At 70.3% G+C, this 14,045-nt stretch carries 16 protein-coding genes; 6 read left to right on the top strand and 10 right to left on the bottom strand.

What is annotated here, in order from left to right; all coding sequences use genetic code 11:
* Positions 1–2 precede the first annotated feature (2 nt).
* Both FVE25_RS30550 and FVE25_RS30545 read right to left on the bottom strand, forming a co-directional pair.
* The gene (locus FVE25_RS30550; RefSeq protein ID WP_157250537.1) at positions 3–695 is read right to left on the bottom strand and encodes an ABC transporter permease; all 693 of its coding nucleotides are present in this window, start codon (positions 693–695) and stop codon (positions 3–5) included.
* A gap of 98 nt (positions 696–793) precedes the next feature.
* A complete protein-coding gene (locus FVE25_RS30545; protein ID WP_157250536.1) occupies positions 794–1,690 on the bottom strand; it encodes an ABC transporter ATP-binding protein in 897 nt (298 codons plus the stop codon).
* Between the two features lie 263 nt (positions 1,691–1,953).
* On the opposite strand from FVE25_RS30545, the gene FVE25_RS30540 reads away from it, so the two are divergent.
* On the top strand, positions 1,954–2,487 hold the full coding sequence (locus tag FVE25_RS30540) for a YbhB/YbcL family Raf kinase inhibitor-like protein (RefSeq protein WP_157250623.1): 534 nt from the start codon (positions 1,954–1,956) through the stop codon (positions 2,485–2,487).
* Positions 2,488–3,245: 758 nt separating this feature from the next.
* Positions 3,246–3,956: a helix-turn-helix domain-containing protein gene (locus FVE25_RS30535; protein WP_157250535.1), complete on the top strand. Its 711-nt coding sequence runs from the start codon at positions 3,246–3,248 to the stop codon at positions 3,954–3,956.
* Here FVE25_RS30535 and FVE25_RS30530 read toward each other — a convergent pair.
* A complete protein-coding gene (locus FVE25_RS30530) occupies positions 3,938–4,516 on the bottom strand; it encodes a dihydrofolate reductase family protein (RefSeq protein ID WP_157250534.1) in 579 nt (192 codons plus the stop codon). The two genes, FVE25_RS30535 and FVE25_RS30530, sit on opposite strands and share 19 nt — an antisense overlap.
* A 221-nt stretch (positions 4,517–4,737) precedes the next feature.
* A complete protein-coding gene (locus FVE25_RS30525; RefSeq protein WP_157250533.1) occupies positions 4,738–5,901 on the bottom strand; it encodes an acyl-CoA dehydrogenase family protein in 1,164 nt (387 codons plus the stop codon).
* 122 nt (positions 5,902–6,023) lie between these two features.
* On the opposite strand from FVE25_RS30525, the gene FVE25_RS30520 reads away from it, so the two are divergent.
* Positions 6,024–7,337 carry a UDP-glucose dehydrogenase family protein gene (locus FVE25_RS30520; protein WP_157250532.1) on the top strand — a complete coding sequence of 438 codons (1,314 nt, stop codon included), beginning with the start codon at positions 6,024–6,026 and terminating at the stop codon, positions 7,335–7,337.
* Positions 7,338–7,506: 169 nt separating this feature from the next.
* Here the strand turns inward: FVE25_RS30520 and FVE25_RS30515 are convergent, their stop codons facing one another.
* Positions 7,507–8,052, bottom strand: a complete 546-nt coding sequence (locus tag FVE25_RS30515) for a hypothetical protein (protein ID WP_181019759.1) — start codon at positions 8,050–8,052, stop codon at positions 7,507–7,509.
* On the bottom strand, positions 8,049–8,606 hold the full coding sequence (locus tag FVE25_RS30510) for a TetR/AcrR family transcriptional regulator (protein ID WP_157250531.1): 558 nt from the start codon (positions 8,604–8,606) through the stop codon (positions 8,049–8,051). Before FVE25_RS30510 ends, FVE25_RS30515 begins: the two co-directional genes overlap by 4 nt.
* A gap of 91 nt (positions 8,607–8,697) precedes the next feature.
* Between FVE25_RS30510 and FVE25_RS30505 the strand changes: the two genes are divergently transcribed.
* Genes FVE25_RS30505 through FVE25_RS30495 form a run of 3 tightly spaced genes read left to right on the top strand, consistent with a single transcriptional unit; the run spans position 8,698 to position 11,199 of the window.
* On the top strand, positions 8,698–9,204 hold the full coding sequence (locus FVE25_RS30505; protein ID WP_157250530.1) for a PadR family transcriptional regulator: 507 nt from the start codon (positions 8,698–8,700) through the stop codon (positions 9,202–9,204).
* Positions 9,197–9,862 (top strand): ABC transporter ATP-binding protein, encoded by a 666-nt coding sequence (locus FVE25_RS30500; RefSeq protein ID WP_157250529.1) that lies wholly within the window; start codon positions 9,197–9,199, stop codon positions 9,860–9,862. Before FVE25_RS30505 ends, FVE25_RS30500 begins: the two co-directional genes overlap by 8 nt.
* Positions 9,859–11,199, top strand: a complete 1,341-nt coding sequence (locus FVE25_RS30495) for a hypothetical protein (RefSeq protein ID WP_157250528.1) — start codon at positions 9,859–9,861, stop codon at positions 11,197–11,199. The genes FVE25_RS30500 and FVE25_RS30495 overlap by 4 nt, the downstream gene beginning before the upstream one ends.
* A 3-nt stretch (positions 11,200–11,202) precedes the next feature.
* On the opposite strand, the gene FVE25_RS30490 is transcribed toward FVE25_RS30495, so the two are convergent.
* The 4 genes from FVE25_RS30490 to FVE25_RS30475 form a co-directional block, all read right to left on the bottom strand.
* Complete coding sequence (locus FVE25_RS30490; protein ID WP_157250527.1) at positions 11,203–11,919, bottom strand: DUF4097 family beta strand repeat-containing protein; 717 nt, start codon at positions 11,917–11,919, stop codon at positions 11,203–11,205.
* A 69-nt stretch (positions 11,920–11,988) separates the two neighbouring features.
* Positions 11,989–12,828 carry an LLM class flavin-dependent oxidoreductase gene (locus FVE25_RS30485; RefSeq protein ID WP_246267675.1) on the bottom strand — a complete coding sequence of 280 codons (840 nt, stop codon included), beginning with the start codon at positions 12,826–12,828 and terminating at the stop codon, positions 11,989–11,991.
* The gene (locus FVE25_RS30480) at positions 12,825–13,670 is read right to left on the bottom strand and encodes a GNAT family N-acetyltransferase (protein WP_157250526.1); all 846 of its coding nucleotides are present in this window, start codon (positions 13,668–13,670) and stop codon (positions 12,825–12,827) included. The genes FVE25_RS30485 and FVE25_RS30480 overlap by 4 nt, the downstream gene beginning before the upstream one ends.
* Before the next feature lie 23 nt (positions 13,671–13,693).
* Positions 13,694–14,041 (bottom strand): STAS domain-containing protein, encoded by a 348-nt coding sequence (locus FVE25_RS30475; protein ID WP_157250525.1) that lies wholly within the window; start codon positions 14,039–14,041, stop codon positions 13,694–13,696.
* Between the last annotated feature and the right edge of the window lie 4 nt (positions 14,042–14,045).

Genomic DNA, 14,045 nt, shown 5'->3' with positions numbered 1-14,045 from the left:
TCTCACTCCCAGCGGAAGGACTTGGCCGCCACGATGCTGATCACCAGCGCGTAGCCGGCCATCACACCCAGCAGCAACGGGCTGGGAACCTGACCCGCCCAAACCTCCCGAAGACTCCCCCCGAAAGCCCCAAGAGGTGTGTATTCGCCAATTCGGGCCACTATATCCGGCATCTGGTCGATCGGCTGGATGAGTCCGGCGAGGTAGGCCATGGGGAAGTACAGCATGACCCCGACCCCGTTGGCGGACCGGCCGTTCGGCGCCAGGGCGGCGATGAGCAAGCCGATCGCGAACATGCCGGCCGTACCCAGCACGAAGGTGAGAACGGCGGGGACCACCGAGGCCGGCAGCCGGGCCCCCAGCAGGGTCCCCGCGACCGTCAGCAGCAGCCCGCAGGCCAGCAGCGCGAGCACGAGCTGGAGCAGCAACTGCACCACCAGCAGGTTTCCCGGCCGGACCGGGGTCGTGGACAGCCGGCGCAGGATGCCCCGCTCCCGGTAGGTGGCCAGTGTGGTCGGCAGCATGTACAGCGCCACGAGCCCGACGGCGATGGCCAGCGCCATCGGCAGCAGCACGGTGTCGCCGGGCTCGATCGAGCTGCCGAACACCACCAGGATGAACATCGGGATCAGCAGCGAGAACAGTGCGCCGGGCTCGCGGGCCAGCAACTTGATCTCGACGATGGCAAGTTTCACGAAATTTCCCCTTATCTGGAGGGAGGGGTTGGCAGGGGGAGGCTTGGCGGGGAGAGGGCTTGGCCGAAGGACCTGGTTGGAGGACCCGGTTGGGGGACCTAGTTGAAGGAGCGGCCGGTGAGGGCCGTGAAGGCGTCGTCCAGCGTGCGCTTGTCGATGCGCAGATCGCTGACCAGCACGTGCTGCCGGGCGAGTTGCGCGGTGACGGCCGTCGCGAAGTCGCCCCGCCCGGTGACGACGACCCGGTTCCCGGTTCTGGAGACCTCGGCGACCCCCGGCACCGCTTCGAGGCCGCTGACATCGCCATCCGTCATCAGCGTGAACCGCATCTGGTGCTCCCCGCCGACCAGCCCCGCCGGCGTGTCGACCGCCACGACCCTGCCCCGGTCGAAGACCGCGACCCGGTCGCAGAGCTCCTCCACCTCGTCCATGAAGTGGCTGACCAGCACCACGGTGACGCCGTTGGCCTTGATCCGCTTGATCAGCTCCCAGGTGGTACGGCGGGCCAACGGGTCGAGTCCGGTGGTCAGCTCGTCGAGAAACGCCACCCGGGGGTTGCCGACGAGCGCCAGCGCGATGAACAGCCGCTGCTTCTGCCCACCAGACAACTTCCCGAACCGGGCATCGCGCTTGTCGGCCAGCCCCCATTCCTCAAGCAGCTCCCGCCAGTCGCGCGGCCGGGCGTAGAAGGAGGCATACAGATCCAGCGCCTCCCAGACCTTGAGGTTCTCCGGCAACTGCGTCTGCTGGAGCTGCACCCCGATCTGCTCGCGCACCTTGGGCCCGTCGCCGATGGGATCGAGCCCGAGCACGCGAATCGACCCGCTGTCGCCGCGCCGCAGACCTTCCACGCACTCGACGGTCGTGGTCTTCCCCGCGCCGTTCGGCCCGAGGATGCCGAAGATCTCGCCCTCCTCCACGGAGAAGGACACGTCGTCCAGAACCACCAGGTCCGCGTACCTCTTGCGGAGGGCGGTGACTTCGATGACTGCCATGGCTCAAGCATCTGGCCGTGGGCCGCACGGCGAATCGACCTGCCGGCCACGATCGGAGGTGAATGCTGCTGACCGGAAAATCCACCGAACGGTGGATGGCCAACCTCTACACAAGCCGGCGTTATGCAAAAGTGGATGGTGGCGAGGGGAAAACGCCCTCCATACACTGTGGCCACGATCTGCATATATGTCTGATCCGGAACGGCTGGAGCATCAGGACCAAATACCGTCCTTAGGAGCTCTCTGTGACCGTCAAACACGCCATGATGTGTGCCCTCCTCGCCATGTCCCCGGCTTTGACCCCGGGCAGTGCCGTATTCACCTTGACCAGCAGCGCCTTCTCTCCGGGTGGTGTGATCCCCAAGGTTCACGAATGCACCAGCGGAGGCAGTGACCCACGCCAGCGGAACGAGTCCCCGCCCCTGTCATGGGCCGGCGGGCCGGCAACCACCCAGAGCTACGCGCTGGTCATGCGCGATCTCGACAACAGGAATCTCATTCACTGGGTGATCTACGACATCCCGGTGAGCGTGACCGCCCTCCCGCAGAACGTCGACCACGTCTACCGGCCCTCGGTCCCGTCGGGGTCCAGGCAGGTCTACTACCGCGGCAGCGCCAGCCTCTTCGGGTACCAGGGGCCTTGCTCGCCGCGCACGGTGAACACCTACGAGTTCGTGGTCTACGCGCTCAACAGGGCTTCGCTGGCCGAGCTGACCTCCAGCTCGTCCACGACCACCGCCGCGAGGGTCATCACGAGCGCGTCGCTGGGGTCGGCACGGTTGTCCGGCGAATCCTGAAACGAACGGCCGGGCTCATCCGAGGCTGGAGTCTGGATCGAGGCCGGTGAGGTCGGCGCTGGCGGTCCACAGCCGCGCCGCGAGCGCGGTGCCCGCCAGCCGACCTCGAACAGGCTCGGAACCCGACCCGCCGGCCGCCCTGAACGCCGTCTTCGACCTCCTCGAATCCGGGTGGCCGCCCCTGCCTGACCCGAGCCAGGGGCCACGGCGGCCTACGCGGATCAAACCCTGGGGCGAAGAGTCAGAACCAGCTGCCAGGCATTGGTCGAAGGGTTTCTCAGAAAGTTCTCCCAGTCGCGTCCAACTGGCGAGCCCTGAGACAGGCCGCGTCCGTGTCCAGGACGCACCAAACGGCGTCGTACTCGGAAGATCGCCGAGCGACCGCCTTGCGAATGATGGAAAGACGGTCGATCTTGGGGCGTCGACGTCAATCTGCGGGCCACGCAGAATATCCACAACATACAGCGCAGGTTCATCGCGCATGGCTGGATCCAACGCGAACGGGTGACGCGAAGCCCCGGTTCCGGGCTCACTCTCGCGAAGGGAGCCGCGCACCATGTTCCGCATGTACGCCAGCGCATCCAGCACATTGGACTTGCCGGAGGCGTGGGGGCGGAAGAGCGCAACGACTGGCACCGCTTCCCAGTCGTCCCCAGGATCATCGTCCCCGTAGGTAGGAGTGAGACGCAGCTGGCCGGAGCCCAAAGCCGCATAACCGGGCAAGCCACCGCGAACGCGAAGCGACGTATCCTTCGCCCGTGAGACTGCGGTTCAAGACGCGCGCGTCGGACTCGGACTGGGTCGACACCGTGTGGACATGCACGAGCGAGCAGGTCACCGCGATGACGTCCGTCGCGGGGGTGCGGTGGGGCCTGGTGTTCTGGGAACACGCCGGCCGGGCCTACACGGGCATCACCGGTCCCGAGACCCGGACCGGCACGGCGCCGGTGCCGGAGGAGGCGACCTTCACCGGCATCGAGTTCGCTGTGGGCACCTCGTTGCGGGCCGTGCCCACGCCGGCGCTGGTCGACGGCGGCATCGAGCTGCCCGACACCACGCGCCGGACGTTCCGGCTGGACGGCACCCGCTGGGAGAGGCCCGGCCCCGACGACGCCGAGGCTCTGGTCGAACGTCTCGTCCGGGCCGGGATCGTGGTCCGTGACCCGCTCTGCGTCGAGGTACTGCGGGGCCGCCGCCCATCCGTCTCGGGGCGCACGGTCGAACGCCGATTCCGCGCCGCGACCGGACTGACGCAGGGCACCGTCCGGCAGATCGAGCGTGCCCGTACGGCGGCGCAACTGCTGGCTGCCGGCGACCCGGCCACCGACGTCGTCGCCAAGCTCGGCTACTGCGACGAGCCGCACCTGGCCCGCGCCTTGCGCTCCTACGTCGGACGCACCGTCAGGCAACTGCGCGAGGGCGCCGGCGGCGCGATCGCCCTCGGCCTGGATCAGCGCCTGACGTCGTAGACCAGCTTCAGGATCCCGTTCGAGTAGCTCTCCGATTCCCGCAGGGTCAGCATGTGCTTGTCCCGGTCGGCCCGGCCGAACAGGCTCTTCCCGGCACCGAGCAGCACAGGAAAGACAAGCAGGTTGTACTGGTCGATCAGCCCCGCGTCCGACAGCCGCCGGGCCAGCTCCGCGCTCCCGTGGATGAAGATCGCACCGCCCTCACCCTCCTTGAGCGCCGCGACGTCCTCGGCCGAGCGCAGGATCGTGGTCGGCCCCCATCCGTCGACGATGGCGTCGTCGGACAGCGTGGCCGACACCACATACTTGGGCAGCTCCTTGTAGCCGGCGTGGTCCTCCGAGCCGGGCCAGACCGCCCCGAACGCCTCGTAACTGCGACGACCGAACATCAGCGCCGTCGTGTCGGCGAGCTCCTCACCCTTGAGCGACCAGGCTTCGGGGACGAACTCGAGGTCCTTGACCACCCACCCGCCGCTGCGGTGCTCTTCCCCCGGCCCGCCGCCAGGCGAGTCCACGATGCCGTCGAGCGACATGAAACCGGTGTAGACCAACTTACGCACTGTGCCGTCTCCTCATGCTTGGCCGAACTGCCGGTCCACGCTAGAACACAGCCGCGGTAGCTGTCTTGAACGGAAACGACAGCGGGTATCCGAACACCGCTTTGGGCGGGGGTTTGGGGCTGCGCCCCCCAATGTCACAGCCCGAACTCCCGGCGCGAAGCGCCCCCAGCGAGAGGACCATGCTTGGGGGCCAGATGTCACAGCCTGAGCCCCCCTGCGTGTTACTTGAGGAGTTGCCTGGCCATCACCATGCGCTGGATCTGGTTGGTGCCCTCGTAAATCTGGGTGATCTTGGCGTCGCGCATCATGCGTTCCACCGGGAATTCTCGGGTGTAACCGTATCCGCCCAGCAACTGTACGGCGTCCGTCGTAATGTCCATGGCCGCGTCCGAGGCTGCGCACTTGGCGGCGCTGGACAGGAAGGTGAGGTCCTTCTGGGGCTGGCCGTGCATCGCCAGTTCGGACTTGGCCGCCGCGTGGTACGTGAGCTGCCGGGCCGCTTCGAGTTTCATGGCCATGTCGGCCAGCATGAACTGCACCCCCTGGAAGTCGGCGATCGGCTTGCCGAACTGCTTGCGTTCCTTGACGTACCCGATGGCGAAGTCCAGGGCGCCCTGGGCGATGCCGAGGGCCTGGGCGGCGATGGTGATGCGGGTGTGGTCGAGGGTGGCGAGGGCGGTTTTGAAGCCGGTGCCGAGTTCGCCGATCATGCGGCTGGCCGGGATGCGGACGTTTTCCAGGATGACCTGGCGGGTGGGGGAGGCTTTGATGCCGAGCTTCTTTTCCTTCGGGCCGAAGGAGACGCCTTCGTCGGATTTCTCTACGACGAAGGCGGAGATGCCGCGGGCGCCTTCGCCGGGGGCGGTTACGGCCATGACCGTGTAATAGTCGGAGACGCCTGCGTTGGTGATCCACGTCTTGGTGCCGTTGAGGACGTAGTGGTCGCCGTCCTGGATCGCGCGGGTTTTCATGCCGGCGGCGTCGGAGCCGGCGTCGGCTTCGGACAGGGCGTAGGAGAACATGGCCTCGCCGCTGGCGACTGGAGCCAGGTAGCGCGCCTTCAGGTCTTCCGAGGCCGACAGCAGCAGGGGCACGGTGCCCAGTTTGTTGACGGCGGGGATCAGGGACGAGGACGCGCAGGCGCGAGCCACCTCTTCGATGACGATGACCGCGGCGAGGGCGTCGGCGCCGGCGCCGCCGTACTCTTCAGGGACGTGTACGGCGTGCAGGTCGGCGGCCACGAGGGCCTTGTAGACGTCCCAGGGAAACTCCTCGGTCTCGTCGGCCTCCGCCGCACGCGGGGCGATCTTCTCATCGGCCAGGGCGCGGACGGTCTCGCGGAGCATGTCGTGCTCCTCGGCCGGCGCGTAGAGAGGGAAGCTCATAGCACAAATACTAGGACGTCCGACTAACTTGTTACCAGCGGGTACGGTTTGCCGGTTTTCCCAGGTGGCACAGACGAGGTAGTGAGGGCCGGTAGCATGCCTGGCGATCGAAAGGAGCTCACGTGCCATATCGCCTCACGGTGATCGGGACCGGATACCTGGGAGTGACGCATGCCGCGTGCATGGCCGATCTCGGATTCGACGTCCTGGGCCTCGACATCGACGCGGACAAGATCCGCCGCCTGCAGAACGGTGAGCTTCCCATTCACGAACCCGGGCTGGAACCCGTGCTGCGGCGCGGCCTCGAGTCCGGGCGGCTGCGTTTCACGACTTCCTACGAGGAGGCCGGCGCCTTCGGTGACGTGCACTTCCTCGCCCTCGGGACACCGCAGAAGCAGGGGGAGTACGCGGCCGACACCTCCTATCTCGACGCGGCGGTCGAGTCGCTGGCGCCGTACCTCACCCGTGAGTGCCTGATCGTCGGCAAGTCCACCGTGCCCGTGGGCACCGCCGCCCGGCTGGCCGACAAGCTGGTCAGGCTGGCCCCGGCCGGCCCCGGGGCCGAGCTGGCCTGGAACCCCGAGTTCCTGCGGGAGGGCCACGCCGTACAGGACACGCTCAAGCCCGACCGGATCGTCGTCGGCGTGCGCTCGGAGCGGGCCGAGAAGATTCTGCGCGAGGTGTACGAGCCGCTGGGCGAGGTGCCCGTGGTGGTGACCGACTTCGCCACGGCCGAACTGGTCAAGACGGCGGCCAACTCGTTCCTGGCCACCAAGATCTCCTTCATCAACGCGATGGCCGAGGTGTGCGAGGCGGCCCACGCCGACGTCCAGCAGCTGGCGACCGCGCTCTCCTACGACGACCGGATCGGCGGCAAGTTCCTCCAGGCGGGGCTCGGGTTCGGCGGCGGCTGCCTGCCCAAGGACATCCGCGCGTTCATGGCCCGCGCCGGTGAACTGGGCGCGGACCAGGCGCTGACGTTCCTGCGCGAGGTGGACGCGATCAACATGCGGCGCCGCGCCCGCATGGTGGACCTGGCGCGCGAACTGGCCGGCGGCTCGTTCCACGGCTGCACGGTCGGCGTGCTGGGCGCCGCGTTCAAGCCCAACTCGGACGACATCCGCGACTCCCCGGCGCTCGACGTCGCGGTCACGATCGGCAACCAGGGCGGCGAGGTGACCGTCTACGACCCGATCGCGCTGGACAACGCCCGCAAGGCGCACCCGGAGCTGCACTACGGCTCCTCGGCGCTGGACGCGGTCCGCGGCGCGCACGTGGTGCTGCTGCTGACGGAGTGGGCGGAGTTCGTGGCCCTCGACCCGGAGGCCGTGGGCGAGGTGGTGGCCGAGCGCGAGATCGTCGACGGCCGCAACGCCCTCGACCCCACCGCCTGGCGCGCGGCCGGCTGGCACTACCGCGCTCTGGGCCGCCCATAGCGTCCCGTCCGTAGCAACCCCATGCCCTGGGCCGCCCATAGCGTCCCGTCCGTAGCAACCCCATCCCGTACGGCCCAGCCGCCGCCCCCGCCACCCGCCGACGTGCGCGGGCGCCGATCGTGGGGATCGCTTCTCACGTCGGACGCACGCGCCGCCGCAACGGCCCACGTCAGTCGGCGGGGGCGGCCGCCGGTTGGAGGTGGGCCAGCAGGAGTTTGACGAACAGGACCGGCGCGAACCACCCGATCATGGCCGGTATCCCCAGCGGCGCCGTCAGCCCGATGGCCAGGGCGGTGCAGGCGAAGGCGGCTGGGCGGCGCACGTCTCTGGGGACGGTGATGGTGATGACCGCGCCGGCCATGGCCAGGGTGTAGATGATCGCGGCGGCGGTCCAGGTGAAGCCGGGTACCACGACGGCGAGCAGCGCCGGTTGCACGGCGTGGATGGCGACGAAGGCCAGGTGGTGCTTCCAGGTGCGTCCCGGGCGGTGGAAGTGGAGTTTGGCGGCGGTCGTGGAGTTGACGGCGGCGCCGCCGTACATGTCGAAGGCGACGATCGCGACGACCGCGAGGGGCAGGGCGCCGAGGCCGGCCTGTGCGGCGAGCAGGGTCGCGAGCAGGGCTCCGGCGGCGGCGGAGGTGTAGACGACGATGCGGTCGCGCGGGGTGGCGCCGGGGGCGATGAGGCGCGAGTCGAGGGCGCTCAGGCGGCTCATGCGCGCTCCCTCAGTCCTTCGACGCAGACGTCGACGATGGGCCCGGCCATGTCGGCGAGTGGTATGTCGGGGTCGATGAGCCATTGCAGCAGCACGCCTTCGATGGCGCCGATGAGCACGGTGGTGTGTGCGAGGCCGAGGCCGGGGCGCACCTGGGCGAGGACGGTGGTGACGGCTTCGCGGTAGGCGCGGTAGGCGGGCCGCATGTGGTCGGTGCCCCACAGGTCGAGCAGGGTTCTGGCCAGGTCGCGCTGGGTGGAGAGGTGCGCGATGGTGCTGTGGACGAGGGTGATCAGGCGGTCCAGGGGCGGGGCGTCGCCTTCCACGGCTTGGCGCAGGAGGATGTCGGCGCCGGCGGCGTACTGGGCGAGGGCGGCTTCGAGCAGGGCCTCGCGGCTGTCGTAGTAGAGGTACACGCTGCCTTTGCCGATTCCGGCCTCGGCGGCCACGTCGTCGATGCGTGATGCGGCGAAGCCTTTGCGGGAGAAGACCCGCACGGCGGCGTCCAGGATCTCCTGGCGCCGGGCGTCTTTGTCCACCCGTTTGGGTGCCATGTCCAGCCTCCTATCATGACCGACTGGTCAGTCATAATAAAGGTGATCTTCGCGGGTGCGCAAGACTATTCACTGTGTGTATAGTCGCGGCATGTCAACCGGTCACGTCCTGCTCGGATTCCTCGCCGAGCGGCCGAAACACGGATATGAGCTCAAAAAAGAACACGATCACCGGCTCCCCGGCGCCAAACCCCTCGCCTACGGCCAGGTCTACGCCACACTCCAGCGCCTGGAACGCGACGGGCAGGCCGAGGTCGCCGAGACCCAGCAGGACGGCGGCCCCGAGCGCACCATGTACGCGATCACCGAGGCCGGCCGCACCGAGCTGACCCGCTGGCTGGCCGAGGTCGAGCCGCCCGCCCCGTACGTCAGCAGCCCGCTGTTCGCCCGCGTCGTCGTCGCGGGCGGCGCCGCCGACGACTACCTGGTACGGCAGCGCGCCGCCCACCTGGCCCGCATGCGGGAACTCACCGCCCGGCGCGCCAGCGAGTCCCCGGCCCAGGCGCTGGCCGCCGACTACGCGATCCAGCACCTGGACGCCGACCTGCGCTGGATAGAAAGCGCGCTGACGCGCCTGAAGGAGGAAGTCGATGCTTGAGGCCACCGGCCTGGTGAAGGCGTTCGGCAAGACCCCGGCCCTCACCGGGATCTCCGTAGCCGTCGGCGAGGGAGAGATCGTCGCCGTCACCGGCCCCAGCGGCTCCGGCAAGTCCACGCTGCTGCACTGCCTGGCCGGGATCATCCGCCCGGAATCCGGCCAGGTCACCTACGCGGGCACCAGGATCGACACCCTGGAGGAGGCCGCGCTGACCAAGCTGCGGCGTACCAGCTTCGGCGTGGTCTTCCAGTTCGGCGAACTGGTGCCAGAACTGAGTGCGCTGGAGAACGTGGCGCTGCCGCTGCTGTTCAACCGGCGCGGCAGGCAGGAGTCCACCTCCCTGGCCGGGAAGTGGCTGACCCGCTTCGGCGTCGCCGACTGCGCCGACCGGCGCCCCGGCGAACTCTCCGGCGGCCAGTCGCAGCGTGTCGCCGTCGCCCGCGCCCTGATCACCGGGCCGCGGGTGATCTTCGCCGACGAGCCCACGGGCGCCCTCGACTCGCGCGCCGGCGAACAGGTCATGAACGCGCTGCTCGACTCCGCCCGCGACACCGGCGCCGCGGTCGTCCTGGTCACCCACGACAACCGCGTGGCCGCCTACGCCGACCGGGAGATCATGCTGCGCGACGGGGCCGTGCTGACGGGGGTGCCGCGGTGATCACCGTTCAGCGCATGCTGGCCGGGGGCCGCGACCGCGCCGACCGGGCCCGCGCCCGGCTCATGGCCGCCGGAGCCGCGCTCGCGACCTTCCTGCTGTGCACGGCCGTCGGGCTGGCGGACGGCCGTGACGAATGGGGTTCGCTCACCGGCCTGGCCCTGGCCCTGCTGGTCGTCCCGGTCGTCGCGCTGCTCCACCAGGCCAACCGGCTGGCCGATCTCACCCGCGAACGCCGCCTGGCCGCCCTGCGCCTGGCCGGGGCCACCCCGGGGGAGGTACGCCTGCTCGGCGCCCTCGAAAGCGGATGGCTCGGTCTGCTCGGCGCGCTGACAGGTGCCGTGGTCTACGTCCTCGCCCTGCTCACGGGCGTGCTCGCCGCCTTCCGCGAGCTGGTGGTCGGCGCGCCACCGGTCTCCGGGGAACTCGCCGCCCACCGGGAGCAGGTCTGGGGCGGCGCCTGGTCCACGCCCGCGGTCACCGTGCCCGTGGTCGTGGCGGTGGTGGTGCTGTGCGGCCTGCTCTCGGGGGCGCTGGCCGGGCGGCACGTGGTCGCCTCACCGCTGGGCGTGGTCCGCCGCGTGCGCCCGCGCGGGGCACGGGCGAGCGACGTCCTCCTGATCGCCGGTGGCGTGGTCCTGGTGGCCGCGGCCGCGGTCGACCCCGCACGCAGGGCCCTGGCGATCGTCGGCATCTACGGGATCGTCCTCGGGATGGCCATCGGCATGGTCATGCTGTTGTTCGGGCTTACGCTGGCCACCGCCCGGCTGATCAGGGCCGTCGCCACGTGGTCCGCCCGGCGCGGCCGTACCCCCGAGACCCTTCTGGCGGCCCGCCTGGTCGAGGCGGACCCGCGCGGATGGGCGCGGGCCATGTCCGTGGTCGGGCTCGCGGTCTTCTTCGGCGCTGCGGCGGGGGCGCAGCAGTCCGTGGGAGGGTACGAGCGGGCGCACCTCTTCATCGACCTGGCCCTGCTCATCGCCCTGGCCACCGCCGCGGCCGCCCTGGTCGTACGGCAGGCCGAGAGCCTGCTCGACCACCAGCGCTCCTTCGCCGTCCTGGCCGCAGCCGGAGTCGAGGAGAAGGCGCTGCACCGGGTCATGGCCCGGCAGGCCGCGCTGGCGGCGGCGCCGGTATGCGTGGTGGCGGCCGTCGCCGGGGTGGCCGTGGTGCTCGTGCCGACCATGGGCGCCCAGCAGTCCGGCTACCTGATCTGGACCTCCGCCAGGGCCGTGGCCATGGCCGGGATCGGGGTGCTCGCCGCGATCCTGGTGGCCCTGGCGGCCAGAGCGCTCCTGCGCGCCGCGATCCACCCCGATCGGCTGCGCGCCCGGCAGTGACGCTCACGCCTTGCGGATGCGGATGTTGCCCGAGCCGCTCCTGGCGGTGATGGTGTCGGGGCTGTCGCCGTTCTTCACCTGGGAGCTGACCGAGCCGTCCGTGCTCTTGGCCACGACGCGGTAGACGCCGTCCGGGACCGTGGCCTCGACGGCGCCGTCCCGGGAGAGCGCGTCGACGTTGGCCGGCCGTACCGCGAAGAGCAGGTCGATCGCGCCGTAGTCGGTGCGCGCCCGGACCCGAGGGGAACGCAGCCGCTCCCCGGACACGGGGCCCTCCGTGCGCAGCCGCAGGGCTCCGGACATGTCCACGACCCGGATCCGGTCGGCGGCGGCGATGTCCACGTCCTGCGACAGGCCGGTGGCGATGACCCCGTCGCTGCCCTCGACCACCAGCTTCACCCCGGGCGGCACCGCGATCCGGTACCGCCCGCCGCAGTCGCCGAAGACGATGGTGCAGTTGGCGCTCAGCCGCAGCATGCCGTCCCGGAGCGACCAGGAGTTGTTGCCCTCCTTGGCCGCCTTCCCCATCAGCCACCGGTCCACCTTGACCACGCCGGGGGAGCCGGGTTCGATCCTGAGCCCGCCGAGCGACGACTTGATCGTGAGCGTGCCGCCGGCGTGGGTGAACGTCTGCGCCGTGTGCTGCTCGGGCGGGTTCAGCTCCACTCCGCAGCCCGCGAGGAGCGCGACCCCTGCGGCCATCGCCGCGATTCGTCTCATGGCTTCGATCGTCGCGCCGCGCGGGCTCCCGGCCATCGGCCACGCGGCCGACCGCCATCGGCCGAAAGTTCAGAGTTGCGCCAGGATCGCGTGGACGTGCGACAGCGGCGAGGAACCGATCGGCCGCACCACGACGGTGTCCACGCCGGCCGCCCACAGGGCGCGCACGTGCGCCACCGCGTGCCCGACGTCGCCGATCGCCAGCGCCACCTCGGAAGCGGGCACCCGGAGGAACTCGGTGTACTCGGCCACGATCGGCCGGGCCACCTCCTCCGCGTCGTCGCCGACGTACAGGTGGGTGAAGGCGACGAGCTCGTGCGGCCCGGCGGCGGCGATCTGGGAGCGGACCCACGGCACCCGCGAGGGCGAGAAGCCCTCCGGGATGATCGTCCCGTCGGCCACCCGGCCCGACAGCGCCAGCGACTTGGGGTTCAGGACCCCGGCCAGCACCGGCGGCGGCTCGGCGGGCGGGTGGACCAGGGCGACGCCGTCCAGGCGCACGGCCTTGCCGTCCAGGACGACCTTCTCGCCGTGCAGCATCGCCCGCACGCCGGTGATCGTCTCCTCCAGCAGCGCCAGCGGCGACGGTACGGCGGCGCCGACCTGCCGCATCCACGACTGGAGGCCGTGCCCGATTCCCGCGGCCAGGCGGCCGGGGTGCAGGCGTGCCAGGTTGCCGAACTCCATGGCCAGCAGCGCCGGGTTGCGCAGGGGCGCGGGGGCGATGCCGAGGCCGACGCGCAGCCGGCTGGTGACGGCCAGCGCGGTGGCGGCCGAGGAGATGCCGCCGGTCCAGCCGAGGTCTTCCACGACCCACAGGTCGGAGACGGTGGTGCCGTCGAGTTCGCGGGCGAAGGGGATGAGGTGTTCCGGCGGCAGGTCGCGGTCGAACATCACGCCGAGTCTCACGAGGACCTCCAGTAGTAGCGGAACAGTCTGCCGACCTCGGAGTACCCGGCGCGGAGGAAGGCGTTGGCGGTCGGGGTGTTGGCCACGTCGGTGGCGGCCACGATGCGTTCGACACCGGCTTCCGCGAGCGTGCGGGTGCCCTTGGCGAGCAGGTCGGCGACGTAGCCACGGCCGCGGTGGGCGGGGACGACGCCGATGTAGGCGATGGAGTGGTCGTCGGGCGCGACCAGGCCGACGGGCTCCTCGCCGGCGTAGCCGACGACGAACCAGTCGGGCTTGCCCTTGCGGTTGACCAGGTCGGCGTACATCTCCCTGGCCTCGTGCTCGGGGCCGGCGGTGGCCAGTTCGACCTGGGTGTCGTGGTCGAGCGAGCCTTCGGAGATCTGGACGAGCAGGTCGAGCACCGTGCGTGCCGGATGTTCCCGGGCGGGTCGGTAGGTGAGCCGGCCGGAGTCGGCGGGCAGGTCGCTGCCGGCGGCCCATTCCAGCTCCAGCCGCTCGACTTCCAGCGTGAAGCCGGCGCCCATGAGCGCGTCGTGCTCGACCGGGCGGTCCACGGTGGGGGTGAGGCCGGGGCGCAGCACGATGTCGTGCACGATCTTGGACAGGCCGAGTTCCCTCAGGCCGCGCCGGAGCATGGCGGCGGCGACGGCGGGGTCGGGGCCGGGGGTGAAGTGCCAGGTGATCACCGGCGCCGCGCCGCGGTAGGGGGCCCAGAAGCACACGCGCGCCGCGCCGTCGGCGAAGCACCACTCGGGTTTGGTCCTGCCCTCGTCGTGGGCGGCGACGAGTTGGGAGCGCGCGGGCTCGGGGAACTGATCGAACAAGGTGAAAGCCTCCACGGACAACGATCGTCAGTGGGAGCTTAGGCCGCCGCGGTCAATGCGGCGCGCGCGGCGTCGACGCTGGCGCTCGTCTCGAAGTGCCGGTCGAGGTTGGTGATGGTGAACAGGTGCGTGATCATGCCCGGTTCGAGGACGAGCACGAGCCTGCCGGAGGCCTGCCGGGCCCGGTTGTGGGCGGCCACGAGCTCACCCAGGCCCACGGAGTCGCAGAACGGGACCCCGATCAGGTCGATCACGACGTGGGGTGGGTCGGCGCCGCTCCAGGCATTCTCGAGGGCCGCGTTGAGGCGAGGCGCACTGGACACGTCGAGCTCGCCGCGGACCTGGACGACCGTGCAGCCTTCCTCGTGCCAGGATCGGACCTCCATATGG

Source organism: Nonomuraea typhae (assembly GCF_009760925.1).
GTDB lineage: Bacteria > Actinomycetota > Actinomycetes > Streptosporangiales > Streptosporangiaceae > Nonomuraea > Nonomuraea typhae.
This window is presented reverse-complemented; position numbering and strand designations above follow the sequence as displayed.

What these genes read in the sequence shown, in the direction of transcription:
- FVE25_RS30525 (WP_157250533.1), bottom strand. Translation starts at nt 5,901, where the DNA reads ATGAGCTTCCCTCTCTACGCGCCGGCCGAGGAGCACGACATGCTCCGC.
- FVE25_RS30510 (WP_157250531.1), bottom strand. Translation starts at nt 8,606, where the DNA reads ATGGCACCCAAACGGGTGGACAAAGACGCCCGGCGCCAGGAGATCCTG.
- FVE25_RS30540 (WP_157250623.1), top strand. Translation starts at nt 1,954, where the DNA reads ATGATGTGTGCCCTCCTCGCCATGTCCCCGGCTTTGACCCCGGGCAGT.
- FVE25_RS30545 (WP_157250536.1), bottom strand. Translation starts at nt 1,690, where the DNA reads ATGGCAGTCATCGAAGTCACCGCCCTCCGCAAGAGGTACGCGGACCTG.
- FVE25_RS30505 (WP_157250530.1), top strand. Translation starts at nt 8,698, where the DNA reads ATGTCAACCGGTCACGTCCTGCTCGGATTCCTCGCCGAGCGGCCGAAA.
- FVE25_RS30515 (WP_181019759.1), bottom strand. Translation starts at nt 8,052, where the DNA reads ATGAGCCGCCTGAGCGCCCTCGACTCGCGCCTCATCGCCCCCGGCGCC.
- FVE25_RS30475 (WP_157250525.1), bottom strand. Translation starts at nt 14,041, where the DNA reads ATGGAGGTCCGATCCTGGCACGAGGAAGGCTGCACGGTCGTCCAGGTC.
- FVE25_RS30490 (WP_157250527.1), bottom strand. Translation starts at nt 11,919, where the DNA reads ATGAGACGAATCGCGGCGATGGCCGCAGGGGTCGCGCTCCTCGCGGGC.
- FVE25_RS30500 (WP_157250529.1), top strand. Translation starts at nt 9,197, where the DNA reads ATGCTTGAGGCCACCGGCCTGGTGAAGGCGTTCGGCAAGACCCCGGCC.